Source organism: Streptomyces sp. CY-1, assembly GCF_047218265.1.
GTDB lineage: Bacteria > Actinomycetota > Actinomycetes > Streptomycetales > Streptomycetaceae > Streptomyces > Streptomyces niphimycinicus.
This window is the reverse complement of sequence record NZ_CP178393.1, coordinates 6,831,491-6,857,642: the sequence shown is the minus strand read 5'-3', so window position 1 is coordinate 6,857,642 and position 26,152 is coordinate 6,831,491. Positions and strand designations below refer to the sequence as shown.

Here is a 26,152-nt window from a genome sequence, read left to right as displayed (position 1 = left end):
CCCGGCCGGTGTCGCGGCTCGGCGCCGTGACCCTGGCATAGGGCCCGTACAGCTCAACAGCTCAACAGCTCATACGGAACGGCCGGGCCGCACACCCCAGCGGGAGGTGCGGCCCGGCCGTGTGCCCAGGGGGGGATCAGCCCAGCTTGAAGAGGCTGCCGGTCGGCAGACCTTGCAGCGGGAGCTGCCCCAGCACGCCCTGGCCGGGCTTGGCCTGGGGGGCGGCGGGCTTTCCGGCGGGCTGGGCGGCGGGCTGCCCCGGGGCGGCGACACGGCCCGCGGAGCCGCCCGGGACCGGCGCGCTGGGGGCCGCGGACGCGGCGCTGCCTCCGGTGATGACGGCGACGGCGCCGAGGGCAATGACACCGAGAGTCTTGAGCGTTCCCTGCTTCATCAGAAATCTGTCCTTGAGACGGGGGCTTGACCGATACGGAAACGTAGCCATGGATTTCGGCTGCCCGCAAACGCCGAAAACGGCCCCCGAAACCCCGTCCGGGTCATGATCCCAGCGCGCTAGGTCAACTGCCCTCGGACGCGGAATCCCTGGTCACGGCCGACGCGGAGGCCACATTTCGGAACAGCCATTCGGACTTCAGCTCGGCGTATCCGGGCTTGATCACGTCACTGATCATCGCCAGACGTTCGTCAAAAGGAATGAAGGCTGATTTCATGGCATTGACCGTGAACCATTGCATGTCGTCGAGCGTGTAATGGAACGTTGATACAAGATGCTGGAATTCCGCGCTCATGCTCGTCCCGCTCATCAGACGATTATCCGTATTCACGGTCGCACGGAAATGCAGTCGGCGGAGCAGTCCGATGGGGTGCTCGGCGTAGGAACTGGCCGCGCCCGTCTGGAGGTTGGAGGTCGGGCACAGCTCCAGCGGGATGCGCTTGTCGCGGACGTAGGAGGCGAGGCGGCCGAGGGCGAGGGAGCCGTCGTCCGCGACCTTGATGTCGTCGATGATGCGCACGCCGTGGCCCAGCCGGTCGGCGCCGCACCACTGGAGCGCCTGCCAGATGGACGGCAGTCCGAACGCCTCGCCCGCGTGGATCGTGAAGTGGTTGTTCTCCCGCTTCAGATACTCGAAGGCGTCCAGGTGCCGGGTGGGCGGGAAGCCGGCCTCGGCGCCCGCGATGTCGAAGCCCACCACGCCCAAGTCGCGGTAGCGGTTGGCGAGTTCGGCGATCTCCAGGGCGCGGGCCGCGTGCCGCATCGCGGTCAGCAGGGCGCCCACCCGGATGCGGTGGCCGTTCTCCCGGGCCCGCCGCTCCCCTTCACGGAAGCCCTCGTTGACCGCCTCGACGACCTCTTCCAGGGTCAGCCCGCCCTCCAGGTGCTGCTCGGGGGCGTAGCGGATCTCGGCGTAGACGACGCCGTCCTCGGCGAGGTCCTCGGCGCATTCGGCGGCGACCCTGACGAGCGCGTCGCGGGTCTGCATCACGCCGACGGTGTGGGAGAACGTCTCCAGATAGCGCTCCAGCGATCCGGAGTCCGCCGCCTCGCGGAACCAGACGCCCAGCTTGTCGGGCTCGTTCTCCGGCAGCGCGCCGTACCCCGTCTCCCTCGCGAGGTCGACGATCGTGCCCGGGCGCAGCCCGCCGTCGAGGTGGTCATGGAGCAGCACCTTGGGGGCGCGGCGGATCTGTTCGGGGGTGGGCTCATGGCTGTGCTCGCTCGTCATCTGGGCACCATAGCCCCTACGCGCGTAGAACGTGAGGGATAGATACGGAACAGTGACCCGCACGGGTAGTGGAGTACACCAATCCTTCTGCGATCGTGTCGCCATGGCTCAGCAAGCGTTGCCCGAGCGGGGCGCACGGCTGGGGCGGCCGATGGGCGCGGCCGCCACGCAAAGGACCGTACACGGTGTGGTGCTGCTCCTCCCCGAGGGCGAACCCAACGGGACGAGACGGCCCTCCAGACTCACGGCGGCCGCCGCCCTGCCACTGGCCCGGCGGCTGGTCCGGGCGGGCCGGGAGGAGGGGCTGGCCGGTCATGTCGTGCACTACCGGCGCCGGGGCTGGAACGGGGCCGCCGCCGATCCCGCCGCCGACGCCGGGTGGGCCGTGGAGGAGGTGGTACGGCGCTACGGCGATGTGCCGGTCTGCCTCGCGGGCCACGGCATGGGCGGGCGCGCCGCCCTCCGCGCCGCCGGGCACCCGGCCGTCACCTCGGTGGTGGCGCTGGCGCCCTGGCTTCCGGCGCCGGACGAGGTGCTCGAACCCGAGCCGGTGAAGCAGTTGGTGGGACGGCAGGTGCTGATCGCCCACGGCACGAACGACGAGCGGTCCGACCCCGAGCTGTCCTACCGGCTGGCGGAGCGGGCGAAGAAGGCCAACCGCGATGTGTGCCGCTTCGAGGTGCACACCGACGGGCACGGGCTGCATCAGCACCGCTCCGAGGTGCAGGCGCTGGCCGTGGACTTCCTCCTCGGCTCCCTCTTCCACTCCGGCTTCTCCCGCCCGGTCGCCGACGCGCTGGCGGCTCCGCCGCCGCTGGGACTGCGGATGCCGCTGGCGGCGGGCTTCGGGGCGAATCTGCGCCGCTGAGCGCTTGGGTTGTGCGCGGGCGCCCCGGCCCCCGTCCGTGCGGCTCCCGCGCCGCACGGACGGGGGCCGGGCGCGTCGGGGTTCGCGTTGCCGGGGCGCCGGGGTTCGCGTTGCCGGGTGGACAGGGGTTCGCGTTGCCGGGCGCGTCGGGGTTCGCGTTGCCGGGTGCGGCGGGCGCTCGCGTTGCCGGGTGCGGCGGGCGCTCGCGTCCTCATGGGCGAAGGGGCCGCCCCGCCGGGACAGTGGCGGGACGACCCCTTCGGGCTTCGGAGGGCTGGGCCATAAGAGCGCCAGGGGCCGGGGCTACGCCGGTGCGCCGACCAGATCGCGGCGCGCGGCCTCCGCGCGCCGTTCGGCCTGCGCCTTGCGCGTCGCGTACACCGTGATCGCCGCCGCGCCGCCGACCGCCACCAGGCCCATGGTGACCGTGCCGCCCCAGCCGGCCGCGTGGAAGGCGAGCGCGCCCAGCGCACCGCCCACGCTGCTGCCGATGTAGTACGACGCCTGGTAGAGCGCCGCGGCCTGGGCGCGTCCGGTCTTGGCCGTACGGCTCACCGCCGAGGACGCCGCCGCGTGGCCCGCGAAGAAGCCCGCGGTGATCAGCACCAGACCGGCCAGCACCGCCGGGATCGAGTTCAGCAGGGACAGCAGCAGTCCGGCCGCCGTCGTGGACACCGCCACATACAGCGCACCGCGCCGCCCGAGCCGGCCGACCAGCTTGCCGGTCGCCGCCGAGGAGACCGTGCCGACCAGGTAGATCAGGAAGATCGAGCCGACCAGGCTCTGCGAGAGGCCGAAGGGCTCGGCCACCAGCCGGTAGCCGATGACCGTGTAGACCCCGCCGAAGACCGTCATGAACAGCGCGCCGATCGCGTACAGCCGGCACAGCAGCGGATCGGAGAGATGCCCGGCGAGGGTGCGGGCCAGCGCCCGCGGGCTCACCGCGGCCGGGGTGAAGTTCCGGGCCTTGGGGAGCAGCAGCCGGAAGGCCACCGCGCACAGCAGCGCCATCGCGCCGACCGCGGCCAGCGCGGCCCGCCAGCCCCAGGCGTCCGCGACCCAGCCGGTGAGGATCCGGCCGCTCATACCGCCGACGCTGTTACCGGCCACGAACAGCCCGATCGCGCCGATCAACGCCTTCGGGTGAACTTCCTCCGAGAGATACGCCATCGCGGAGGCCGGGATCCCGGCCAGCGCCACGCCCTGGACCGCGCGCAGTCCGATCAGCCAGCCCAGGTCCGGTGCGAACGGCACCAGCAGGGCGAGGAGGACCGCGACGGTGAGCGAGCCGGTCATCATGGCGCGTCGGCCGAACCGCTCGGACAGCGCGCTCAGCGGCACGACCGCGAGCGCCAGGCCGAAGGTGGCCGCGGAAACGCTCCAGCTTGCCTGGTCCGCCTGGACCCGCAGATCGTCGGAGATCGCGGGGAGCAGCGCCTGGGTCGAGTAGAGCAGGGCGAAGGTGGCGAGTCCGGAGGTGAAGAGGGCGAGCCGCATCCGGACGTAGCCGGGGTGGCCCGGGCTCATCTGCTTGGACGCGGGGCTCGCGGGGCTCGCGGGGCTCGCGTTGCTCGCGGGGCTCGCGTCGTTCGCGTTGCTCGCGGTGCTCGCGGTGCTCGCGGTGCTCGCGGTGGCGGGCCGGGAGGAGTTCGGGGTCGTCGGCATCGAAGCGGAGGCGTCCACACGGTGGGTTCCGGTGGACGCCCCGGTATCAGCAGGAGGCATGTTTCGACCGTACGTAAGCACGGTTGATGCGTCCAATGCACGGAATGGCGATAATTAATCCAGTGCAGCATGAGTAAAGGTCAGGGGCGCACGTGTCACGCATCAGTTACGAAAACGACATTCCGGTGACAGCAGATGTCGAGGCGGAGTCCTGGGCCGCAGCCCTCACGCCGCGCCTCGCCCAGTTCGCCGCCGTCGCCCGCCATGAGCATGTGACGCGCGCCGCACAGGAGATGGGGGTGCCCCAGTCGACGCTCAGCCGGGCGATGGTCCGGCTGGAGGAGGACCTGGGCGTGGCGCTCTTCGCCCGCCGGGGCCGAACGGTGGCGCTCACCCCGGCGGGACGGACGTTCCTGCGCTCGGTCGAACGGGCCCTCGCCGAGGTCGACCGCGCCGCCGAGTCCGTACGGGCCGACGCGGATCCGGCGGCGGGCCTGGTCTCGTTCGGCTTCCTGCACACGCTGGGGACCGAGACCGTGCCCGGTCTGATCCGGAGCTTCCGGGTGGACCATCCGCGGGTGCGGTTCCAACTGGTCCAGAACTACGGCGAGGCGATGCTCGAACGGATGCGCGCGGGCGGCCTCGACCTCTGCCTGACCTCCCCGGTGCCGGACGCCCCCGATCTGGTCGCCCGCCGCCTGGACGAACAGCGGCTGCGGCTGGTGGTCCCCGACGACCACCGGCTGGCCGGGCGCCGCCGGGTCCGGCTCGCCGAGGCCGCCTCGGAACTGTTCGTCACGCTGGAACCGGGCTACGGGCTGCGGCGCATCACCGATGCGCTGTGCGCCGAGGCGGGGTTCACACCGCGGATCGCCTTCGAGGGCGAGGAGGCGGAGACACTGCGCGGCCTGGTCGCGGCGGGCCTTGGGGTGGCCCTCCTCCCGCCTCCGGCCGTCCCCCGCCCCGGGGTGGCGGAGCTGACCGTCACCGCGCCGCGTGCCGTCCGCGAGATCGGCGTTGCCTGGCTGGACGGGCACCCGGACACCCCGCCGGTGGCGGCCTTCAAGAAGTTTCTGCTGAGCCGGCGGGGTCAGTTGCTGACGTAGTGGGTGTGCGGGTGTGCGGTGGTTGCTGAGGTGCGCCTGGTGTTCGTGGTGGGTGCCGGGGGCGGGGCCTCCGGTGCGGCGCCCTGGACCGCATATTTACGGCGCCGGTGCCCGGGAGCGTGGAGTGGGCCGGAGATTGGCGCCACAAATATGCGAAAGCGTCCAGGACACCACACCTGCGACCCCGCCCCCTCCCGTCTCGTCGGCGGCCACCCGCCGGTGGCGGAAATTCAGCCCCTCCGGCGATTGAGGAGCGGGGTCCGGGGCGGAGCCCGCTCTTCAGCCCCTCCGGCGATTGAGGAGCGGGACCCGCTCTTCAGCCCCTCCGGCGTTTGAGGAGCGGGGTCCGGGGCGGAGCCCCGGTGGGGGTGAGGGGGCGGAGCCCTCTGGGCCGTGGGTGCGGCGGCCGCTACGCGATGCGTTCCAGCACGATCGGGGTGGCCGTGAACTCCGTGTTGTGGGGGGCGTAGGTGACCGCGTCCTTCAGGGCCTCCAGGGCGTAGGCGAAGGTCGACGGGGTGTCGGTGTGGAGGGTGAGGAGGGGCTGGCCCGTGGTGACGCGGTCGCCCGGTTTGGCGTGGAGTTCCACGCCCGCGCCCGCCTGGACCGGGTCCTCCTTGCGGGCGCGGCCCGCGCCCAGGCGCCAGGCGGCGAGGCCGACCGCGTAGGCGTCGAGGCGGGTGAGGACGCCGTCGGCGGTGGCCGTGACGACGTGGTGTTCGCGGGCGGTGGGGAGCGGGGCGTCCGGGTCGCCGCCCTGGGCGGCGATCATGCGGCGCCAGTGGTCCATCGCGGTGCCGTCGGCCAGGGCCTTGGCGGGGTCGGCGTCCGGCAGGCCCGCCGCGTCCAGCATCTCGCGGGCCAGGGCCAGGGTGAGTTCGACGACATCGGCGGGGCCGCCGCCCGCCAGGACCTCCACGGACTCGCGGACCTCGAGGGCGTTGCCCGCGGTGCGGCCGAGCGGGGTGGACATGTCGGTGAGGAGGGCGGTCGTCCGGACGCCGTGGTCATTGCCGAGGCCGACCATCGTGGTGGCCAGTTCGCGCGCCGAGTCGATGTCCTTCATGAAGGCGCCGGAGCCGACCTTGACGTCCAGGACCAGGGAGCCGGTGCCCTCGGCGATCTTCTTCGACATGATCGAGGAGGCGATGAGCGGGATCGACTCGACCGTCCCGGTGACATCGCGCAGCGCGTACAGCTTCTTGTCGGCCGGGGCCAGGCCCTCGCCCGCCGCACAGATGACCGGGCCCACCTCGCGCAGGACGGCCAGCATCTCCTCGTTGGACAACTGGGCGCGCCAGCCGGGGATGGACTCCAGCTTGTCGAGGGTGCCGCCGGTGTGGCCGAGGCCCCGGCCGGAGAGCTGCGGTACGGCGGCTCCGCAGGCGGCCACGAGGGGGGCGAGCGGCAGGGTGATCTTGTCGCCGACGCCGCCGGTGGAGTGCTTGTCGGCGGTCGGGCGCGGCAGGGAGGAGAAGTCCATCCGCTCACCGGACGCGATCATCGCGGCGGTCCAGCGGGCGATCTCGGCCCGGTCCATGCCGTTGAGGAAGATCGCCATCGCGAGCGCGGACATCTGCTCGTCCGCCACCTCGCCGCGCGTGTAGGCGTCGATGATCCAGTCGATCTGGGCGTCGGTCAGGCGAGTGCCGTCGCGCTTGGCGCGGATGACGGAGATGGCGTCCATGGGGCGGTACGGGGCCTTTCGTGTGCGGGGGGTGCGACCAGGTGGGCCGGGGCGGCGCGCGGACGTCAGCCGTGGGCGGCGGCGCGGCGCAGGTCGGCGGGGCCGAAGGCGTCCGGGAGGAGTTCGGCGAGCGGGCGGATGCCCGTGAGGGTGTCCATCTGGAGCTCGGGGCCGCCGTGCTCCCACAGCAACTGACGGCAGCGGCCGCAGGGCATCAGCACGGCACCCTCGCGGTCGCAGCAGGTGAAGGCGGTGAGACGGCCGCCACCGGAGGCGACGAGGGAGGAGATCAGACCGCATTCGGCGCACAGCGCGACGCCGTACGCCGCGTTCTCCACATTGCAGCCGCTGACCGTGCGGCCGTCGTCGACGAGCGCGGCGGCGCCGACGGGGAAGTCCGAGTAGGGGGCGTAGGCCCGGGACATCGCGTCCCGGGCCTGTGCGCGCAAGCCCTCCCAGTCGGGGGCCGCCGCGGCGGAAGTGGTCATGTGCCCTGTCCCTTTCGATAGGGCCTGTTGTTCGCCTTGGGCATCCGCAGCCGCTGTGAGGCGAGCCCCATGACCAGCAGGGTCACGATGTACGGCGTGGCGCTGACCAGGTCGTTGGGGACCGTGTCGGTCAGGGCGTACCACAGCAGCAGCGCGACGGCCGCGGCGCCGGACACCGCGCCCGCGAGATAACTCTTGCGGACAATCCGCCAGGCCGCCAGCGCGGCGAGGCCGAGTGCGACCAGGAGCAGCAGGGCGTGGACGGTCGCCCCGCCGTTGCGCAGTTGCAGGGCGTCGGAGTAGCCGAAGAGCCCGGCGCCCATCGCGAGCCCGCCCGGCCGCCAGTTGCCGAAGAGCATGGCGGCGAGGCCGATGTAGCCGCGGCCGCCGGTCTGGCCCTCGTTGTAGATGTGCGAGCGGACGAGGGCCAGGAAGACGCCGCCGAGCCCGGCGAGGGCGCCGGAGATCACCACGGCCGCGTACTTGTAGAGGTAGACGTTGACGCCGAGGGACTCGGCCGCCGTCGGGTTCTCACCGCAGGACCGCAGCCGCAGTCCGAACGAGGTCCGCCACAGGGCGAAGAAGCTGCCCACGACCAGCAGGACGGAGACGATGGTCAGCGCGGAGATGTCGGTGACCAGACCGCCGAGGATGCCCGCGACGTCCGAGACCAGGAACCAGTGGTGGTTCTCCAGGTCGGCGAGCCAGTCGGACAGTCCGGGGACGGTGAACGTCTGGATGGGGTCGACCTGCGGGGAGTTCTTCGGGGAACCGCCGATGTCGGACAGCGGCTCGAACCAGCGCTTGGCCAGATAGGTGGTGGCGCCGAGGGCGAGGATGTTCATCGCCACACCGGAGATGATGTGGTCCACCCCGAAGGTGACGGTGGCCACCGCGTGGATCAGACCGCCGACCGCGCCGCCGAGGACGCCCGCGAGCACGCCCACCCAGGGGTTGGTCTGGTAGCCCGCCCAGGCGCCGAAGAAGGTGCCGAGGATCATCATGCCCTCGAGGCCGATGTTGACCACACCGGCCCGCTCGGACCACAGCCCGCCGAGGCCCGCGAGGCCGATGGGCACGGCCATGGAGAGCGCGGCGGCGATCTGCCCGGAGGAGGTGACGCGGTCGAAGTCCGCCTGCTGGGCGGCGTCGACGAACGCCCGCAGCACCGACAGCGCGACCAGCGCCCCGGCGACGATCAGCAGCACCTTGCCCAGGGACATCCGGGAGGCGGGCCCGTTCCCCTTGCCCGGCGTGCTCGTGCTCTTGGTGGTGGTCACCGTGGCACTCATGCCGGCACCTCCGTCTCCGTCTTGTCGATGCCCTTGTCGGCCCTGGCCTGGGCGGCGAGCTCCGCGCCGACCCGCTGCTGCTGGCGCTTGAGCCCGTAGCGGCGCACCAGTTCGTACGCGATGACGACACACAGGACGATCACGCCCTGCATCACGCCGACGATCTCCTTGTCGTAGCCCTCGAACTCCAGGCGGTTGGCGCCGCGCTCCAGGAAGCCCCACAGCACGGCGGCCAGCGCGATGCCGACCGGGTTGTTGCGGCCGAGCAGCGCGATGGCGATACCGGTGAAACCGATGCCGGTGGGGAAGTCGGAGGTGAACTGGTGGGTGTCGTTGAGCAGGGTCGGCATGCCGATCAGACCGGCCATCGCGCCCGAGAGCAGCATGCTGGTGAGCACCATGCGCTTGACGTTGACGCCGCTGGCCTGGGCGGCGGACTCGGAGCGGCCCACCGCGCGCAGATCGAAGCCGAACCGGGTGCGCCCGAGCAGGAACCAGAAGCCGACGCCCGCGAGCGCCGCGACGACGATGAAGCCCCAGATGGGGTCGAGGTCGCCGCCCGCCGGGAAGGTGAAGAAGTGGCTGGAGGACGGCAGCGGGTCGGTGGCCACGATGTTGGTCTGCTTGTCGAGGTCGGCCAGCCGCCCGTCCACCAGCAGATAGCTGATGAGGATGCCGGAGAGGGAGTTCAGCATGATGGTGCTGATCACCTCGCTGACGCCCCGGTAGACCTTCAGCAGACCGGCGATGGACGCCCACATGGCGCCGACGAGCATGGCGACCAGGATGATCAGCGGGATCTGCACCAGCCCCGGCAGCTTCAGCGCCCCGCCGACCACGGCGGCGAAGAAGGCGGCGAGCCGGTACTGGCCGTCGACGCCGATGTTGAAGAGGTTCATCCGGAAGCCGATGGCCACCGCGAGCCCCGCCAGGTAGTACGTCGTCGCCTTGTTGAGGATGTAGACCTGGCTGTCGGCCTTCACCCCGTAGTCGAACATGATGCCGAAGGCGTTGAACGGCTCCTTGCCGGTCGCCAGCAGCACCAGCGCGGTCAGCACGAACGCGGCGGCGAGCGCCAGCACCGGGGCGGCGACCGCGAGCAGCACCCGCTCCTTGTCCAGCTTCTTCATCGGGCCTCTCCCCCGGTCACGGCCTCGGTTCCGTCGGTCGCGGCCTCGGTTCCCCCGGTCACGGCCTCGGTTCCGTCGGTCGCGGCCTCGGTCCCGTCGTCGGCCGGGTGGTCCAGACGGCCGGAGGCGGCGCCGGTCATGGCCGAGCCCAGCTCCTCCGGGGTGATGGTGGCGGGGTCGGCGTCGGCGACCAGCCGGCCGCGGAACATCACCCGCAGGGTGTCGGACAGGCCGATCAGCTCGTCCAGGTCGGCCGAGATCAGCAGCACCGCCAGGCCCTCACGGCGCGCGGTGCGGATCTGGTCCCAGATCTGCGCCTGGGCGCCCACGTCCACGCCCCGGGTGGGGTGCGCGGCGATCAGCAGCTTGGGGTGGTGGCTCATCTCCCGGCCGACGATCAGCTTCTGCTGGTTGCCGCCGGACAGCGAGGCCGCGGTGACCTCGATCCCGGGGGTGCGGACGTCGTACTCGGCGACGATCCGCTCGGTGTCCCGCCGGGCGGCGGCCGGGTTGAGCAGCCCGCCCTTGCTGTTGGGCACCTCGGTGACATGGCCGAGGATGCGGTTCTCCCACAGCGGCGCCTCCAGCAGCAGTCCATGCCGGTGGCGGTCCTCGGGGATGTAGCCGATGCCGTCCTCGCGCCGCTTGCGGGTGGGCGCGTGGGAGATGTCGGCGCCGTCGAGGGTGATGGTGCCGGCGTCGGGGTCGCGCATGCCCATGATGGCCTCGACCAGTTCGGCCTGGCCGTTGCCCTCCACACCGGCGATGCCGAGGACTTCGCCCTTGCGGATGGTGAAGGCGATGTCGTCGAGCACGGCCCGCTCCACGCCGTCCACATCGGTGGCGGTCAGCCGCAGCGCGTCCACGACGAGCATGTCGGTGTCGGTGACGGTGGATTCGCGGGTCTCGGGCGAGGGCAGCTCGCTGCCGACCATCAGCTCGGCCAACTGCCGGGGGTCGGTCTCGGACGGGGCGACGGAGGCGACCGTGGTGCCGCGGCGGATGACGGTGATGTCATCGGCCACCGAGAGCACCTCGCCCAGCTTGTGCGAGATGAACAGCACCGTCAGGCCCTCGGACTTGAGCTCACGGAGGTTGTCGAAGAGCGCGTCGACCTCCTGCGGGACGAGGACCGCGGTCGGCTCGTCGAGGATGAGCGTCCGGGCGCCCCGGTAGAGGACCTTGAGGATCTCCACGCGCTGACGGTCCGCCACCCCCAGGTCCTCCACCAGGACATCGGGGCGCACGCCCAGCCCGTAGGCGTCGGATATCTCCTTGATCCGGGCGCGCGCCCTGCCGCTGATGCCGTGCAGCTTCTCCGCGCCGAGGACCACGTTCTCCAGCACGGTGAGGTTGTCGGCGAGCATGAAGTGCTGGTGCACCATGCCCACTCCGCGGGATATGGCGTCCGCCGGGGAGTGCAGTTCCACCGTCTCGCCGTCGATCGCGATGGTGCCCTCGTCCGGGCGCTGCATCCCGTAGAGGATCTTCATCAGGGTCGACTTGCCCGCGCCGTTCTCGCCCACGAGGGCGTGCACGGTGCCGCGGCGCACAGTGATGTCGATGTCGTGGTTGGCGACGACTCCGGGGAACCGCTTGGTGATTCCGTGGAGTTCTACGGCGACGTCGGTGACGGCACCGGCGGGAGCGCCCTTGGGTGGGCTGGCGGCTTCGATGGCGCACTCCTGAGGGGCGGAGGGGGTGGGGCTGGCCGGGGGCCGGACCGGCCTGGGTATGCCACGGACCCGGGCGGGCACCCGGCAGGTGCCGTACGGGTCCGTGACGCGGGGGTCAGTCCTTGTAGGTGTCGTTGACCTTGATCTGGCCGTCGACGATCTTCTTCTTGGCCGCTTCGATCTTCGGCTTGATGTCGTTGATGAAGCCGCCGGAGTACGAGAGGGAGACGCCGCCGCGCTTGAGGTCGTAGGACTGGACGCCGCTCTCGGGCTTCTTGTCCTTGATGACGCTCTTGATGAAGTCGTAGACCGAGCCGTCCACGGTCTTGACCATGGAGGTCATGATCGAGTTCTTGTACTGGGCCAGGCCCTTGTCGTAGTACTGGTCGCCGTCGACGCCGATCGACCAGGTGCCCTTCTTGCCCGCGGTCGCCTCGATGGCGCCCGCGCCGGAGCCACCGGCCGCCGAGAAGATCACGTCGACCTTGTTGGAGAGCATGCCCTCGGCGATGTCCTTGCCGCGGTCCGGCATGCCGAAGCCCTTGGGCGAACCGACCTGCACCCACTGGACGTCCAGGGACGCCTTGGGGTTGGTGTCCTTCAGGCCCTGCTGGAAGCCGCCCGCGAACTTCTTGATCAGCGCGCTGTCGGTGCCGCCGATGAAGCCGACCTTGTTGGACTTGGTCTTCAGCCCCGCGGCCACACCGGCGAGGTAGGAGCCCTCGTGCTCGGCGGAGACCAGGCTGGCCACGTTCTTGGCCTCGACGACCGAGTCGACGATGGCGAAGTCGGTGTCCTTGTACTTCTTGGCGGCCTTGGTGAGCGAGGGGGTCCACGCGTAGCCGACGCCTATGACGGGGTTGTAGCCCGCCTCGGCGAGGCTCGCCAGCTTGTCGTAGCGGTCGGCGTCGGTGTCGCCGTCCTTCGCCGTCAACTCCTTGCCCTTGACGTCGAAGTCCTTCAGGGCCTTGTCGTAGCCCTTGGCGGCGGAGTCGTTGAAGGAGTGGTCGCCACGGCCGCCGACGTCATAGGCCAGGCCGATGCCGGCGTCCTTGCTTCCCTCTTCGGAACTGCTGCCACAGGCGGTGACGGAGAATGCGAGAGCCGCGGTGGCGATGCCCGCGACAGCTATCGTGGATACCCGGCGCACGAGGGTCCCCTCTGATGTTCTCGAAGCGCCCCTTGCGGCGCTGGTTCCGCCGCATCGTAACGCGCGTAGATGCCAGATAAAGGCCCCTTAGGAAGCCGTTATCGGATCGTCGCGAACCTCTTGTGTCCGCCAGGTCTACACAACGTTTCGGGCGGGCAAAACGGCCGCGATTGCGCCCGGTACGTCCCGGTATGGGACCCGGCGGACGAGGCTCCCGAATCAAGAGCAGGGCCGGGCCGCCCGCCCCTCCACCCCCACCACCGGGTGCACGGACCCCGCCCGTGCACTACGGCGGTGCCGCACGGGCGGGGCCGGGGCTTCGTCCGTCAACCGAGGGGTGTGTCGGGTGAGCGGAGCCAGAGTCGCTGTCCGCCGGGGAACACGGTCAGCCCGAAATCGCCGGGGTCCGGGCTGCCGTCATGCACGTATGCGCTGTGCACGGCCGTGGCCTCCTCCCACAACCGGCGTGGGCCGTACTGCCACACCTCCTCCTGGGTGACCGTGGCCGCCGACCCGTTCCGATCGTGGAACCAGAGCTGATACCTGCCCTCCGGTGCTCCGTCGGCCATGACCACGCCCGGCAGTTTCGCGCCCGCGTAGAGGGCGAAACCAAGGCCCGCCACGATGTCGACAGGAAGCTCGCCGACGCTGCTGCGCCGCCCGGTTCCGCTGTCCACCGGGGCATCCGGGCCGGGGCGCTCCGAGCGCATCGGCATGAACCGGGCACCGCCGATGAACCGGCCGGAGGCCACCCCGTCACCGCCCACGTCGAGCCGTACCAGCGCCCCGGACCAGAAGTCTCCTGCCAGCGGGGCGAGGATGCGCCCGCCAGGTGTGGTCTGCCGTACCCATGCGTGGGGGATGCGGCGCACCGAACAGGTCGCGATGATCCGGTCGTACGGCGCCCCGGATTTCCAACCCCGTGCGCCGTCGCCCCATACGACGTCAGGGCTGTATCCGGCCTCCTTGATGGCCTTCGCGGCCTTCTCCGCCAGCACCGGATCGACCTCGACGGTGGTGACGTTCCCGCTCCCCAGGCGCGCGGCGAGGAGTGCGGCGTTCCAGCCGCTGCCGGTGCCGATCTCCAACACCCGCTGCCCGTCGGCGACATCGAGCGCGGTGAGCATGCGCGCCACCATCGTGGGCATGGAGTTGGACGAGGTCGCGATTCCTGGGCCGTCGCTCTGCCCGTCGTCCACCTGCGTCACGATCGGCACATCCCGGTGGACGAGGTCCCACCAGGCCGCGTCCGTCGTGACGGGAACGCAGGTGGCCCGCTGCTCCCAGATGTCGCCGGGGATGAAGCGGTGGCGTGGCACGGCGTCGAAGGCCGGACGCCATGCGTCAGGCAGTTCGCCGGACGCGGCGAGGGCTTCCACCAGTGCCGCGTGACGTGGTCGCCAGTCCTCGGTCATGGGCCCTCACTTCTCCCTCGGGGGCGGTGTGCCGTCCGGCGGGGGCGGCGGCGGGGGCGTCCACGGCTTGATCGGGGCGGGATCACCCTTGTGCTTGTTCTCGACAGTCGTCACCGTTCTACCTCCTGGGTACGGGCGCCTGGGCGCCCGTGTAGTCGAACAATGCCGCCCCTTCGGGGGCCTGGCGTCGGTGTCTCATTCGCCCTCCTCACGTCGCGCCTGCCGCGCGGCCTCCTCATAGGCGCGGAGCAGCCGCTCCCCGGTCTCGCACCCGGTGCCGGGCGCCCGGCAGGCCAGGCAGCCCGCGGCGTGCCCGATGGCGGCGCGCCACGCCTCGTCGGCGAACGGGTCCTTGGTCCGCTCGGCGGTCTGCTCGGCGGTCTTCTGCTCGGCGGCCGTCATCGGGTCACGCTCTGGTCGAGCGCGCGGCGCCTGGCGGCGGCCTCGGCGACGGTGTCGCGCGGGTAGGTCAGGGTGTGGCGCGGGCAGGCGTAGATGGTGCGTCCGGCGCCACTGCCGCCGTGCTGGACATCGACGATGACCGGTTCTTCGGTGGGAAGTTCGCAGCGATAGCAGGTCTGGCGGCCCTGCGGGACCGGGCCGAGCACGACACGGTCGGCCTCGGCCAGAGCTCCCCATAGCTTGAAGACGTCGGTGAGGTAGTGCTCGGCCGAGAGCGGCACGCGCCAGTGGGTGCCGGGGCCCTCCGTCCTGGAGGTGGGCGGCACACCGAGGTAGGTGCTCTCGTCAGTCAGCTCGGTGAGGACGCGGACCTGCCGCAGGCACCAGCTCTCAGCGGAACCCACCTCGATGAGCCAGTAGAGGGTGCCGTACTTGTCCTGGATGACGGCGCCGGTCTCGTCGCCGAGCAGTTCCAGAGCTCGCTCGCCCACCAAGGGCGCGGCCCGTACGGAGTCCCACCATTTGCCTGCGGGTAACGCCTCGACATCCCGGCTGGTGGTGGCGTCCACGGCAAGCGACAGGCGTCATTCGACTGCACGATTTCTCCCGACATCATCGGTGAAGGGTTGGCACACATCGAGATTGGTGGTGTGACAGCAATCACGGGATAATCGGCAGGTGTTACCGAGGCGGTAATACGCTCGTTCTTGGTTCGGTACACAGCATCGGTGCGCTTACGATCAACTGGAGTTGGACCACCCATGGACGCCACCGCCCCCGGCCCGCTCGCCTCAGACGTCCTCGACAGAGACGACCTGCGCCGAGCCCTGGAAGAGCACGACTTCGCCGCAGCGTTCACATTGATCAAAAAATGGGGCGGACTGTCGCAGAACCGAATCGCCGCAGCCTGCGGGCTCACCCCAGGCAAGGTCTCCACGATCATGAACGGATCCAGTCGGGTCACTTCCATGGAGGTCATCCGCCGGATCTCGGACGGGCTACGCATCCCCGGACACCTCGTCGGCCTCGCGCCCCGGCCGTGGGAAAGCACAGACTCCGCGCCCCAAGAACTACAGACAGCCCGCCCCCACCCAGAGCACGCAGATACCGACGCCGTACCGTGGCGGCCAGACACCACCGTCGATATGGCCGCCAACCTCACCAGGAGCGACCTGATGGACCGCCGAGCCGCGACGCGCGCCCTCGCGGGCATCGTCACCGGTGCGCCGCTTCTCGACACTCTCGACGGGTGGCGCACACCCGCCGCAGCCGACGGCCGACCACGTCGCCCCGGTCGCCTGGGCACTCGCGAAGTGGACGAATTGGAGACCACGGCGCGCGCCTTCCGCCAGTGGGGCCGAGCCGGTGGAAGCGGCCTCTACAGAAAGGCCGTCGTAGGGCAGCTCGCCGAGGTGGCTGCCGCCCTCGACGAGCACCAGGCCCCGGCCATCGAGCGGCGTCTGTACAGCGTCATGGCCGAACTCGCAGGCACGGCGGCCTCCATGTCGTGGGACATCGGCCAGCAGAGCCGTGCCCAGGACTACTATCGGTTGGCACTCCGAGCGGCTCACGCAGGTGGCGACACCCTCTTCGGCGCGAACGTGCTGGCGGGCATGGCCCGGCAGATGCTGTACCAAGACCGGCCACACGACGCTTTGGAACTGGTGCGTCTGGCCCAGGACGGGGTGCGCCGCACCGCTGGTTCCAGGCTGCGGGCGATGCTCCACACCCGCGAGGCGTGGGCATTGGCCAGCATGGATCGCCCGTCAGGTTTCCGGCGCGCAACCGCACAGGCCGCCGACGCGCTCAGCTCCATTGACCGGAACGAAACCGAGCCGTACTGGATCGGCTACTTCAACGACGCCGAGCTTGCCGGAGTCACCGGCGGCAGACTCCTGGAGATGGCCCGCTCCCAGCCCCGTGCCTACGCGGACCAGGCCGCCGACCACATCCGTACCGCCCTGGAACAGCGGGGTCCGGAAGCTGGGCGCAGCTACGCCCTCGACTGGATCGGCCTAGCCGAATGCGCCTTCCTCCTGGGCGACACGCAGAGCGCGGCCGACTGCTCGCGACGCGCTGTCGACGCCGCGTCCAGCCTTCGCTCCGGTCGCGTGCGCGTACAACTGGCACAGTTGTACCCCTACACAGTGGGAGATGGCGTACCCCGGGCCGTGGCTGACGTGCGCGGTAGCATCCGGAGCCTGCTGACCGCATAACGAGGATGGCGCGATGACGACGATCGCTGTGACGGGGCACATGGACATCACCGACGCATCGGTGCCGCTGGTGCGAGGAGAACTGGACAAGATCCTTGCCGCCTATGAGCCCTCCAGCCTGGTAGGGGTGTCGTGCATCGCGAAAGGCAGCGACAGCCTCTTCGCGGATGCGGTCCTGGCCGCGGGCGGGCGCCTGGCCGTGGTGATCCCTTCGGCGGACTATCGGCAGGCGAAGGTGAAGCCGGAGCATGCCGCAACCTTCGACCGGCTGGTGGAGGCGGCGGACGAAGTGCTGGTGATGCCTTATGCCACGGCAGACCGTCAAGCGTACGAGGCGGCGAACGCCGTGCTGCTGGAGCGTGCCGATCGGCTGGTGGCCGTGTGGAACGGCCGGCCGCCCACGGGCAAGGGCGGCGGGACGGCGGACGTGGTGCACCAGGCGCGCGAGGCGGACATCCCGGTGGATGTCGTCTGGCCGGACGGGGCGTCCCGCCGGGCCTGACGAAAGCCCCTCGTCCGGCACGCGGGCCGGACGAGAGCCCGTCGCGCCCGGAGTCAGTGCAGGGCCTCGATGGCCTTCAGGATCAACGCCCGCGCCTCGGCCCCGTACACGGCCATGGCGCGCAAGCGATGGAACGTCTTCGAGTAGAGGGCAATCTCCGACGGCTGAGTGACGCTCACCGATGCGGACACCAACTCGACCGACGCAAGCTTGTCGTCGTAGATATGGAAAGTCTCTTCCGGCCACTGCGCGCGCTCGTGCGCCTCCATCGGGATGATCCCGAGCGACACCGCCGGGAGCCCACCCACGGCGAGGAGGTGCCCGATCTGGGCCGCCATTACATCGGCGTCCCCGATCTGGTAATGCAGGACGGACTCTTCAAGCAGTATTGCGAAGCGGTGTCCTGCTTCATGGATGACGCGTGAGCGGTCCATGCGGGCGTGCGCGGCCTCGGCCACGTCGTCGGTCGGGAGATCGTGGAAGCGGGCGGCGATGGTAAGGACGGCGGCGGCGTAGCCCTCGGTCTGCAACAGCCCGGGAACCACCGTGGACGAGTAGATCCTGAACCGCTCCGTCTCCCGGTAGAACTGCACCAGGCCGTCCTGAAGGTGCTTCAGTCCGCTGCGGACCTTGTGGCGCCATTCCCTGTACATCGACTCTGCGTTGAGGGACTGGGCGATCAGGTCCTGCGCCTGGTCCTTGGCGTGCGCGGCGGCACACCACTTTCGGATGTCCGTGGCTGTAGGCCCGGTGAGGGCGTTCTCGATGCGGGACGTCTTCGAGTAGTGCCAACCGCACCGGTGGGCCAGCTCAACGATCGTCAGTCCGGCCTCCTTGCGGAGGTCGCGCAGCCGTCCGGCGACGGCCTCGCGCGCGGCATGGACGGACGAGGACGGGGAGACGGGCATGAGGTGGCCTACCGGTGCGTGCTGTCAGTGGATCTCGTACTGGTCGTGCGGGGTAGCGCGCGCCCACACGGTCTCGAAGGCCGAGGCGCACAGCTTGATGGCCGCTGGGTCGTCGGTGAACTCCTGTCCGGCCCATGCGCCGTCGCCGGTGAAGTGGTTCCAGCGGATCAACCGGTCGTCGAACAGCCAGAAATCGTTGCCGGGTACGGCGATGTCCGAGACGCGGCGGCGGGGCAGCCAACGCACTTGTTCGCCTGCGTGTACGTTGACGACGGTTCCGGCGTGCTCCCACTGGATGTAGTCGGTGACCGGCTCGGACACGATGCGGGCCCGGCGCACGGTGACGCCGCGTGCGACCGCGCCGGAGATCAGCTCGACCCACGGGGCCCAGTTCTCGGATGCTGGGTCCGTGTCGCGCTGGCCCGTGCGTCGCCAGGTGCTGAAGGCGCCGGATTCGTCAGTGACGGCGTACTGGTCGCGCATTTCCAGGTGCACGGCCGAGCGCGTGCAGCCCGCGAGGAGCTCAGCGAACGTGGGCTCGCTCGATGACATCACATGCCTCCTTGATCATGTGCACCATCCGGGCCGGGATACGGACCACGGCCTCGTCGTCTGGGATGCCCTTCGCGTGCCCCGGCAGGTCGAACGCGGCGCATTCCGCTTCGAGTTCGGGGCTCGGCTTCCAGCCCTGGATGACGAGTTCCTTCTTCTCCTGGTCGACCCACAAGGTGGGGCTCTTGTCCTTCTCAGTGGCGGGGTCGATTCCGACGAACAGTAGTGGCACGTCAGCCTCCATCGACAAGGGCTTGCAGTTCTTTGCGCCACCATCCCGCGCGTGGATATAACCGTCAAGGGCGCGAGGGCTCACAGCAGCTCCCTGAGAAGGCCGTTCGCAAACTTCTGCACATTGCTGGCTATGCTGCATATCTCGCTCCTAGCGTCGGCGGGTACGACGAACCCCGGCCGAGGCGATGGAACCTCCCGGGGCGCGGCCAACGCCACAAGGAGCGCCAGCATGGCCACTTCCGCCACCCGTCCACCGACCAGCGAAGAGCGGGATCAGCGCCCCCTCAACATCCAGACGATGCGCGCCAGCACGCGCCGTCTGCTCGCCGAGGACGCCGAACTCCCCTCCATGGAGGAGGTGGAGACGCTCACCCTCCGGCTGCGCGGGCACATCACGGTCGCCGTTCCCGGAGTCGAGCAGATGGCCCGCAGCCTCTCCGAGGACGACACCCGGCGCGCCTGCGCACGCGCCTGCATCGGCGAGGCCCGCATGCGGATGCGCATGGAACCCGGTGCCACGCTGCCCGCCCGGATCGCACACGCCCAGCGGCTCGCTCGCTCCGTCAACGCCCTGTGTGACCACTACGAGAGCCTCGGCGGGAGCTGACCGTGTCATCCCGCGTCGGGTGGCAGTGGCGGGACGAGGGCAGCAGCTACGGCCACAGGCAGAAGGTCATCGTCTACGACGACGAGAACACCACCGCCCCGTGCGAGGCGGGCCCCCAGCTCCGCGAGGAGTGGCGCGCGGCCTTGGAGCACGCCGCGGGCTGCCTGGCCTGCCGGATGCCCGGCGCCGTCTGTTCGGAGGGCGGGCGGCTGCTGCGCGCCTACGAGGAGGCTGTGCGGCAGGCCCGGTCGGGAGGCGGCGGATGAGCCATCGTCGCCAGCCTGCTGCCGGGCGCGCCGCGCTGCTCGTCTTCCGTGCCGCCCGGATGGGCCTGCCGCTCTGCGCGGTCCCCGTGCTGCTGGTACTCGCGGTCTACCTCTGCTTCGCGAGCACTCCGGCCCCATAGACCGGGTGGGCCGCTGGTGTTCCGGGCCCCGTACCGGACGACGGCGCCGGCGGCCCGCTGTCCAAGACCCCCTGCCGGTCGGCACGAGCCGACGTTGTCGGTGGCCGCGTCGGCACGAGACGACGAGGCCACCGACAAGGCAGGGATGAAGGGACTCCGGTCCCGGCCTGCACGCCGGGCCGGGGTCCCGTCCAGCAAGGCTCGCCCCGACCTCCCGCTTGCAGGCCAGTGACCGGGACGAGCACCGCGCCATCGCGCGAGGACACCCCTGCGCGAGTGAACCCACAGGAGGCCCCATGCGATTACAGCACGCCGTCGTCCGCCACGACCCGGAGGACGGCGACACCATGCCGGACACGGACGCCCCGACCCCAGGCGGCCAGACGCCCGGCGACTCCGACGACGGACGCCAGTACGCGAGGTAGCTCGCGTCCGACGGCACAGGTAGACGGCGGCCCGTCCGGAAGGCGGGCTGCTCCCACCACGCAGGAGGCCCCCGGATGACCGCACCACTCCCACCCAGCCCGAGCCACTGGCACTGCTACCGCTGGACCGGAGAGCGCCGCACGTACGACGACGAGTCCGCCCGGCGGCCACCGCACCTCGTCGTAGAGGACATCCCGCCCCAGGAGTGGAAGCGGATCGCGGCGGCCAGCCCCGCCTTCATGGCAAGCGACGTGCCCCCGCTGGAGGTACCGCACTGGCTGCTCCGCCCGGCCAGAATGATCAAGGCCACCTTCGAGGTGCCGGACAAGGCCGCTGCCTGGTACAGAGACCAGATCAGCGAGTTGAGCCCGTCGTTCCTGGCTGACCACGACAAGGACGTCTCGCGGCAGGCTGGGCGGTTCGCGACAGCGGATGACCGGCTCAACTGGGGCGGCGATGTTGTCGGCGGATGGTACATCCGCGGCACCGGATTCGCCTCGGTCCAGGTCATCGCGTGCAGCGCGAACCGCATCCGCCCGACGATCCCGTGCCCGATGCGCTGACGCCCTCCAACCTGCCCCGTCCGTGTGTCGCCCCGGTGGCGCACACCGGACGGGGCACCTGACTTCAGAGGCGTCGGCCGGCCCGGTGCAAGCGCGGCTGGCGTCGACGGGCCCGGCGACGGATCCGGATGCCGTTGCCGAGGGTTGATGCACACGAACCCGTAGAACGACCGGTTGCCGTCGATCCCGGTGAGGTTCCCTCGGGTCGACGCGGACGGCCGGGCGGCAGCGCCACCCGGCCGTCCGCGTCGGTTCCGGCGACCGGCCGCCCGCACCTGCGGTTCAGGCGAGCAGAGCCGCCGCCGTGAACAGTTCCACGCCCACCGCGATGGCGCCCTCGTCCACATCGAAGTCGCCCACGTGGAGGTCGCGCCGGGTGGTGTCGCCGACCGCGCGGACGCCGAGGCGGGCCATCGCGCCGGGGACCCGCTCCAGGTACCAGGAGAAGTCCTCGCCGCCCAGGGACTGTTCGGTGTCCTCGACCGCGTGCGCGCCGCGGCGGGCGATCATGGCGTCGCGCAGCAGCTCGGCGGAGCTCGCCTCGTTGACCACCGGCGGGACCCCGCGGATGTAGTTGATCTGCGACTTGGCGCGGTGCAGGGTGGCGATCTCGTCCACCGCGGCATGGACCAGGTCGGGGGCCTCGCGCCAGGCGGGCAGGTCCAGGCAGCGGACGGTGGCGGACAGCTCGGCGTGCTGCGGGATCACATTGCAGGCGTGGCCCGACTCCACCCGGCCCCAGGTGACGGCCAGGCCCGAGCGGGCGTCGACCCGGCGGGCCAGCAGCGCGGGCACCTCGGTGATCACCTTGGCGGCGGCGGTCACCAGGTCGGTGGTCAGATGGGGGCGCGCGGTGTGGCCGCCCGGCCCGTCCAGCGAGATCTCCAGCCGGTCGCAGGCCGAGGTGATCGGCCCGACCCGCAGCCCGATCCGGCCGACCTCGACCTTCGGGTCGCAGTGCAGCGCCAGGATCCGGCCGACGCCGTCCAGCACACCGTCCTCGATCGCGTCGGCCGCGCCGCCGGGCAGCACCTCCTCGGCGGGCTGGAACAGCAGCCGCACCGGACGCGCCAGCCGCCCCTCGCGGGCCAGCTCGGCCAGGACCAGACCGGCGCCGAGCACCACGGTGGTGTGCACATCGTGGCCGCAGGCGTGGGCGCGGTCGGCGATGGTCGAGCGGTAGTCGACCGTCTTGGTGTCGGGGATGGGCAGTCCGTCGATGTCCGCGCGCAGCGCCAGCAGGGGCGCTACGCCATCGCGCGGGCCGATGTCACAGATGAGGCCGGTGCCCGACGGCAGCACCCGCGGCTCCAGTCCCGCCTGCTCCAGCCGCGCCTTGATCGCGGCGGTGGTGCGGAACTCGCAGTTGCCGAGCTCGGGGTGCATATGTACATCGCGCCGGAAGGCGATGAGTTCGGCACGCAGCTCGTCGGGGAGCGTGCCGGGCAGGGCCGGCGCTTCGGCGGGTGTGGCATCGGTCGCATCGAGGGACATCAATTGCTTCACCTGGAGAAGCGTAGAACGCCAGGTGGGCCCACCGAATGTCGATCAACAAAAATTCAATCTCTTCGGGTACGCAAAAGTACCCGGCGCGGTGCATGATCCCCCTAGTCAGGGGGTATAACAGCCCGCTTTACGGCCGGTCGCGGGTGAGAAGCGCCACACGGCCGTACGGGCGACGGGCTCAGCAGCTCAACGGGCTCAGCGGCTCAGCAGCTCAGCAGCTCAGGACGCGGCGACCGGTGCCGCGGGCGAACCCGGGCTTCCCGGCGGGGCCACCTCTCTCGGCAGGGCCGCGTCCCCCGGCGGGACCGGACCCTTCGGCGGAGCCGGGTCCGCCTGCGGCCCCGAGCTGAGCCGGCGCACATCGCGGGCCGTGCCGGTGACCCCGGACAGAAAGCCCTGGGCGCGCGGGGAGGCGCTGCTGGTCAGCCAGGCGGGGTCCACATCGCAGACCGCGACCTGCACGCCGGTGCCCACGAGCGCGAGCGGCAGGGTGTGCACCACGGTCGAGGGGAAGCTCACGATCGTGTGGCCGATGGGGCCTCGGCGGGCTATCAGCTCGAGCGGCAGATCGGGCCGTACGATCTCCAGACCCACCTCGGCCGAGATCCGGTGCAGCTTCTCGACGCTCTCGCGGCGGTGGGCGAAGTAGCGGGTGGCGCCATGGGCGCGGGTCAGCGAGCCGACCGCCTCCAGATAGCGCTCCAGGTCCACCACGCCCGTCTCCACCAGGGAGGTGCCGACCAGGTCGGTGCCGCCGGTGAGCCGGGGCGGGCCGAACCGGGCCCGGGTCCAGGCGAAGTCGTTGGCCGTGACGCCGACCCCGTCGGGCGCCTCCACCGGCATCGAGCTGAAGACCTCGACCCGGCGCTTGGCGCCGGGGGTGAGCCGACGCCGCGCGGTGGCGGAGACCGGCGCGAACACCATGTCGCGCGGCCCCCGGTTGCCGCGCCGGTGCCAGCGCACCAGGGGCTCGCCCTTGGCGATCTGGGAGATGAACTCCATGGTGGCGGTGCCGTCGTCCACCACGACCAGGTCCTTGGCGCGGGTGAGGGTCAGCAGCAACTGGACATAGCGGGAGAACGGATCGCCTATCACGATCCGCGCGGCCCGGCGCAGCGGTCCGCGCAGCCCGCTGATCGTCTTGACCGGCGCACCGGCCCCGCCCCGCGCCTCCTCCCAGCGCACGGCGAAGCCCTCGTCCCGCGCCAGCTCGGCCATCCGGCGCAACTGGCCGCGGGTCATCGGGTCGTGCGGGGAGAGCACCACCACGGTGAGGTCCTGGGGCGCCGTGGCCTCCGGGCCCTGGGCGCGCTGGGCGTCGGCGTACGCCCACTCCAGCACGTTCAGGAGCTGGACCGGGCTCTCGACGAAGGCGAGTGTGGCCGGAGGGGCAAGGGGGGCAGCGGAGACCATCGCACCGTCCAAAGGCAGGGCCCGGAGGCGGCGGGCAGCCCCTGACTCGTCAGAGGTGCCCGCCGCCTCCGGGCGAGGGCCGGGCACACCGGCCGGAGGATTCACGGCAGAGTGCCTCAGACCGCGGCGGGCTCGCGGTCGGCGGAGTCGGACTCGGCGACGACGCCCGCGACACGGCGGAGCTTCTTCATCGGGCCGAGCTCGCTCTCGTAGACCTTCTTGACGCCGTCACCGAGGGACTCCTCGATGGTGCGGATGTCCCGGACCAGCCGCGTCAGGCCCTGCGGCTCGACGGAGGCGGCCTGGTCCGAGCCCCACATGGCGCGGTCGAGGGTGATGTGGCGCTCGACGAACGCGGCACCGAGCGCGACGGCGGCCAGCGTGGTCTGGAGACCGGTCTCGTGGCCGGAGTAGCCGATCGGCACGTTGGGGTACTCGGCCTGGAGCGTGTTGATCACGCGCAGGTTGAGCTCCTCGGCCTTGGCCGGGTACGTCGAGGTGGCGTGGCACAGCAGGATGTTGTCGCTGCCCAGCACCTCCACCGCGTGGCGGATCTGCTTGGGGGTGGACATGCCCGTCGACAGGATGACGGTGCGGCCGGTCGCCCGCAGGGCGCGCAGCAGCTCGTCGTCGGTCAGCGAGGCCGAGGCCACCTTGTGGGCCGGGACGTCGAACTTCTCCAGGAAGGCGACGGCCTCGGTGTCCCACGGGGAGGCGAACCAGTCGATGCCGCGCTTCTTGCAGTGCTCGGAGATGGCGGTGTACTCGTCCTCGCCGAACTCCACGCGGTGGCGGTAGTCGATGTAGGTCATCCGGCCCCAGGGGGTGTCACGCTCGATGTCCCACTGGTCGCGGGGGGTGCAGATCTCCGGGGTTCGCTTCTGGAACTTGACCGCGTCACAGCCGGCCTCGGCGGCAGCGTCGATCAGCTTGAACGCGTTCTCCAGGTCGCCGTTGTGGTTGATACCGATCTCACCGGTGACGTAGACCGGGTGGCCGGGGCCGGCGATCTTGTCGCCGAGGGTGCGGAGGCGAGAGTTGGAGCTCACTTAAGACAGTTCCTTTCCGAGAATCCACGAGGCGATCTCGCGGATCGCGCCGTCCCCTCCGGGGGTGGAGGTGACCGCACGTGCAGCGCCGCGCACGACGTCGTGCGCACCTGCGACCGCCACGGGCCAGCCGACAAGGCCGAAGCACGGGAGGTCGTTGACGTCGTTGCCGACGTAGAGCACGCGCTCCGGCGCGATGCCCTGCTCCTCGCACCATTGCTTCAGTGCGAGATCTTTTCGGTCGATGCCGTGGAGCACGGGGACCTGGAGTTTGCGGGCCCGTGCGGCGACGACCGGGTTCTTTTCCGTGGACAGGATCAACAGCGCCAGCTCAGCGCGGCGCAGGGCGGCGATCCCGAGCCCGTCGCCGCGGTGCACGGCCACGAGTTCGCGTCCTTCGGAGTCGACCAGCACCCTGTCGTCGGTCTGGGTGCCGTCGAAGTCGAGTACCACCGCGTCGATGTCCTCGCGGGTGGGGAGGGCGCCCGGCCGCTCGGCGTCGAGCAGCGGGGCGAGCGCGCGGGCGCGGGCCAGATCGTGCGGATCGTCGATCTCCAGCACCCGGGCGGGGTCGGTGCGCACCAGGTCGGTGCGGCCGAAGAAGCGGTGGCCGGCCTCGCGGAAGCCGCGGGCGTCCATCGCGTAGGCGGCGCCGGTCTCCAGGAAGTCCTGGGGGCGGTCCTGGCGGCGCGGGCGGTAGGACTTGTCGTGGTTGACGCCGTCGCCGCCGTCCGCCGCGGGGTCCTCGCCCTCGCGCCAGACGAAGCCGTGGAAGGGGGCCACGGTCAGGGCGGTGTCGGCGCCCTTCTCGGCGACCGCGGCGGCCACTCCGTCGATGTCCTCGCGGATGATGAACGGGCTGGTGCACTGCACCAGCAGGACCACGTCCACGGTGGTGTCGTGCGACGCCTCGTACGCGTCCATGGCGTGGATCACCGCGGCCTCGCTGGTGGCGGTGTCACCGGCGATGTCGGTGGGGCGCTGGATGACCACGGCGCCCGCACCGCGGGCGGCGGCGGCGATCCCGGCGTCGTCGGTGGAGACGACCACGTCGGTCACCAGCCGGCTGGCCCGGCACTCCATGACGGCGCGAACGACCAGCGGCACGCCTCCCACGGCGGCGAGGTTCTTCGCGGGGACGCCCTTCGACCCGCCGCGGGCGGGGATCACGGCGAGCACACATGGGCTCGGGGCGGTCATGGCGGC

Annotated in this window: 28 protein-coding genes; 9 read left to right on the top strand and 19 right to left on the bottom strand. The window is 71.0% G+C overall.

Going from position 1 to position 26,152, the window contains the following annotated elements:
• Nucleotides 1-136 precede the first annotated feature (136 nt).
• Nucleotides 137-394, bottom strand: a complete 258-nt coding sequence (locus ACK1X7_RS29520; protein WP_385149983.1) for an ATP-binding protein — start codon at nt 392-394, stop codon at nt 137-139.
• 124 nt (nt 395-518) lie between these two features.
• Nucleotides 519-1,685 (bottom strand): adenosine deaminase, encoded by a 1,167-nt coding sequence (locus ACK1X7_RS29515; protein ID WP_385149980.1) that lies wholly within the window; start codon nt 1,683-1,685, stop codon nt 519-521.
• Between the two features lie 103 nt (nt 1,686-1,788).
• Between ACK1X7_RS29515 and ACK1X7_RS29510 the strand changes: the two genes are divergently transcribed.
• Entirely contained in the window at nt 1,789-2,553 is a 765-nt protein-coding gene (locus ACK1X7_RS29510) for an alpha/beta hydrolase (protein ID WP_390795974.1), read from the top strand.
• 303 nt (nt 2,554-2,856) lie between these two features.
• On the opposite strand, the gene ACK1X7_RS29505 is transcribed toward ACK1X7_RS29510, so the two are convergent.
• Nucleotides 2,857-4,278, bottom strand: a complete 1,422-nt coding sequence (locus ACK1X7_RS29505; protein ID WP_413115853.1) for an MFS transporter — start codon at nt 4,276-4,278, stop codon at nt 2,857-2,859.
• A 92-nt stretch (nt 4,279-4,370) separates the two neighbouring features.
• Between ACK1X7_RS29505 and ACK1X7_RS29500 the strand changes: the two genes are divergently transcribed.
• Complete coding sequence (locus ACK1X7_RS29500) at nt 4,371-5,324, top strand: LysR family transcriptional regulator (protein ID WP_385158394.1); 954 nt, start codon at nt 4,371-4,373, stop codon at nt 5,322-5,324.
• Nucleotides 5,325-5,733: 409 nt separating this feature from the next.
• On the opposite strand, the gene ACK1X7_RS29495 is transcribed toward ACK1X7_RS29500, so the two are convergent.
• The 9 genes from ACK1X7_RS29495 to ACK1X7_RS29455 all read right to left on the bottom strand — a co-directional run bounded on the left by ACK1X7_RS29495 (nt 5,734) and on the right by ACK1X7_RS29455 (nt 15,133).
• Nucleotides 5,734-7,011 carry a thymidine phosphorylase gene (locus ACK1X7_RS29495; RefSeq protein WP_385147294.1) on the bottom strand — a complete coding sequence of 426 codons (1,278 nt, stop codon included), beginning with the start codon at nt 7,009-7,011 and terminating at the stop codon, nt 5,734-5,736.
• 65 nt (nt 7,012-7,076) lie between these two features.
• Complete coding sequence (locus ACK1X7_RS29490; RefSeq protein ID WP_413115852.1) at nt 7,077-7,499, bottom strand: cytidine deaminase; 423 nt, start codon at nt 7,497-7,499, stop codon at nt 7,077-7,079.
• The gene (locus tag ACK1X7_RS29485) at nt 7,496-8,791 is read right to left on the bottom strand and encodes an ABC transporter permease (RefSeq protein ID WP_361494328.1); all 1,296 of its coding nucleotides are present in this window, start codon (nt 8,789-8,791) and stop codon (nt 7,496-7,498) included. Before ACK1X7_RS29485 ends, ACK1X7_RS29490 begins: the two co-directional genes overlap by 4 nt.
• On the bottom strand, nt 8,788-9,921 hold the full coding sequence (locus ACK1X7_RS29480) for an ABC transporter permease (RefSeq protein ID WP_385147301.1): 1,134 nt from the start codon (nt 9,919-9,921) through the stop codon (nt 8,788-8,790). The genes ACK1X7_RS29485 and ACK1X7_RS29480 overlap by 4 nt, the downstream gene beginning before the upstream one ends.
• Nucleotides 9,918-11,678: an ABC transporter ATP-binding protein gene (locus ACK1X7_RS29475; RefSeq protein ID WP_413115851.1), complete on the bottom strand. Its 1,761-nt coding sequence runs from the start codon at nt 11,676-11,678 to the stop codon at nt 9,918-9,920. The genes ACK1X7_RS29480 and ACK1X7_RS29475 overlap by 4 nt, the downstream gene beginning before the upstream one ends.
• A gap of 34 nt (nt 11,679-11,712) precedes the next feature.
• Nucleotides 11,713-12,747, bottom strand: coding sequence for a BMP family lipoprotein (locus ACK1X7_RS29470; protein WP_211125135.1), 1,035 nt, complete (start codon nt 12,745-12,747; stop codon nt 11,713-11,715).
• Nucleotides 12,748-13,073: 326 nt separating this feature from the next.
• On the bottom strand, nt 13,074-14,162 hold the full coding sequence (locus ACK1X7_RS29465; protein ID WP_413115850.1) for a methyltransferase domain-containing protein: 1,089 nt from the start codon (nt 14,160-14,162) through the stop codon (nt 13,074-13,076).
• Nucleotides 14,163-14,357: 195 nt separating this feature from the next.
• Complete coding sequence (locus ACK1X7_RS29460) at nt 14,358-14,564, bottom strand: hypothetical protein (RefSeq protein ID WP_390793042.1); 207 nt, start codon at nt 14,562-14,564, stop codon at nt 14,358-14,360.
• Complete coding sequence (locus ACK1X7_RS29455) at nt 14,561-15,133, bottom strand: hypothetical protein (RefSeq protein WP_413115849.1); 573 nt, start codon at nt 15,131-15,133, stop codon at nt 14,561-14,563. The genes ACK1X7_RS29460 and ACK1X7_RS29455 overlap by 4 nt, the downstream gene beginning before the upstream one ends.
• Nucleotides 15,134-15,325: 192 nt before the next feature.
• Here ACK1X7_RS29455 and ACK1X7_RS29450 point away from each other — a divergent pair, with 192 nt between their 5' ends.
• Complete coding sequence (locus ACK1X7_RS29450) at nt 15,326-16,780, top strand: helix-turn-helix domain-containing protein (RefSeq protein WP_216346615.1); 1,455 nt, start codon at nt 15,326-15,328, stop codon at nt 16,778-16,780.
• Nucleotides 16,781-16,793: 13 nt separating this feature from the next.
• Nucleotides 16,794-17,282 (top strand): hypothetical protein, encoded by a 489-nt coding sequence (locus ACK1X7_RS29445; protein WP_390793044.1) that lies wholly within the window; start codon nt 16,794-16,796, stop codon nt 17,280-17,282.
• 53 nt (nt 17,283-17,335) lie between these two features.
• Here ACK1X7_RS29445 and ACK1X7_RS29440 read toward each other — a convergent pair whose 3' ends face one another.
• From ACK1X7_RS29440 to ACK1X7_RS29430, 3 genes are read right to left on the bottom strand one after another with little or no spacing between them, the layout of a single operon-like run.
• Nucleotides 17,336-18,190 carry a helix-turn-helix domain-containing protein gene (locus ACK1X7_RS29440; RefSeq protein WP_413115848.1) on the bottom strand — a complete coding sequence of 285 codons (855 nt, stop codon included), beginning with the start codon at nt 18,188-18,190 and terminating at the stop codon, nt 17,336-17,338.
• A gap of 24 nt (nt 18,191-18,214) precedes the next feature.
• Nucleotides 18,215-18,742 (bottom strand): DUF6879 family protein, encoded by a 528-nt coding sequence (locus tag ACK1X7_RS29435; RefSeq protein WP_385147319.1) that lies wholly within the window; start codon nt 18,740-18,742, stop codon nt 18,215-18,217.
• Nucleotides 18,714-18,974 (bottom strand): hypothetical protein, encoded by a 261-nt coding sequence (locus ACK1X7_RS29430; RefSeq protein ID WP_385147322.1) that lies wholly within the window; start codon nt 18,972-18,974, stop codon nt 18,714-18,716. Before ACK1X7_RS29430 ends, ACK1X7_RS29435 begins: the two co-directional genes overlap by 29 nt.
• Before the next feature lie 231 nt (nt 18,975-19,205).
• On the opposite strand from ACK1X7_RS29430, the gene ACK1X7_RS29425 reads away from it, so the two are divergent.
• The 5 genes from ACK1X7_RS29425 (at nt 19,206) to ACK1X7_RS29405 (ending at nt 20,978) form a co-directional block, all read left to right on the top strand.
• Nucleotides 19,206-19,583, top strand: a complete 378-nt coding sequence (locus ACK1X7_RS29425) for a DUF6415 family natural product biosynthesis protein (RefSeq protein ID WP_385147325.1) — start codon at nt 19,206-19,208, stop codon at nt 19,581-19,583.
• A 2-nt stretch (nt 19,584-19,585) separates the two neighbouring features.
• The gene (locus ACK1X7_RS29420; protein ID WP_385147328.1) at nt 19,586-19,849 is read left to right on the top strand and encodes a hypothetical protein; all 264 of its coding nucleotides are present in this window, start codon (nt 19,586-19,588) and stop codon (nt 19,847-19,849) included.
• Nucleotides 19,846-19,989 carry a hypothetical protein gene (locus ACK1X7_RS29415; protein WP_385147331.1) on the top strand — a complete coding sequence of 48 codons (144 nt, stop codon included), beginning with the start codon at nt 19,846-19,848 and terminating at the stop codon, nt 19,987-19,989. Before ACK1X7_RS29420 ends, ACK1X7_RS29415 begins: the two co-directional genes overlap by 4 nt.
• 296 nt (nt 19,990-20,285) lie before the next feature.
• The gene (locus tag ACK1X7_RS29410) at nt 20,286-20,414 is read left to right on the top strand and encodes a hypothetical protein (protein ID WP_385147334.1); all 129 of its coding nucleotides are present in this window, start codon (nt 20,286-20,288) and stop codon (nt 20,412-20,414) included.
• A gap of 75 nt (nt 20,415-20,489) precedes the next feature.
• Nucleotides 20,490-20,978 carry a hypothetical protein gene (locus ACK1X7_RS29405; RefSeq protein ID WP_385147337.1) on the top strand — a complete coding sequence of 163 codons (489 nt, stop codon included), beginning with the start codon at nt 20,490-20,492 and terminating at the stop codon, nt 20,976-20,978.
• Between the two features lie 282 nt (nt 20,979-21,260).
• Here the strand turns inward: ACK1X7_RS29405 and ACK1X7_RS29400 are convergent, their stop codons facing one another.
• The 4 genes from ACK1X7_RS29400 to ACK1X7_RS29385 all read right to left on the bottom strand — a co-directional run bounded on the left by ACK1X7_RS29400 (nt 21,261) and on the right by ACK1X7_RS29385 (nt 26,146).
• Nucleotides 21,261-22,472, bottom strand: a complete 1,212-nt coding sequence (locus ACK1X7_RS29400) for an amidohydrolase (RefSeq protein ID WP_385147364.1) — start codon at nt 22,470-22,472, stop codon at nt 21,261-21,263.
• Nucleotides 22,473-22,703: 231 nt separating this feature from the next.
• Nucleotides 22,704-23,897 carry a hypothetical protein gene (locus ACK1X7_RS29395; RefSeq protein ID WP_398159397.1) on the bottom strand — a complete coding sequence of 398 codons (1,194 nt, stop codon included), beginning with the start codon at nt 23,895-23,897 and terminating at the stop codon, nt 22,704-22,706.
• A 116-nt stretch (nt 23,898-24,013) separates the two neighbouring features.
• Nucleotides 24,014-24,946, bottom strand: coding sequence for an N-acetylneuraminate synthase family protein (locus ACK1X7_RS29390; protein ID WP_216346612.1), 933 nt, complete (start codon nt 24,944-24,946; stop codon nt 24,014-24,016).
• Nucleotides 24,947-26,146 (bottom strand): cytidylyltransferase domain-containing protein, encoded by a 1,200-nt coding sequence (locus ACK1X7_RS29385; protein WP_385147343.1) that lies wholly within the window; start codon nt 26,144-26,146, stop codon nt 24,947-24,949. It lies immediately after the preceding gene.
• Nucleotides 26,147-26,152: the final 6 nt, after the last annotated feature.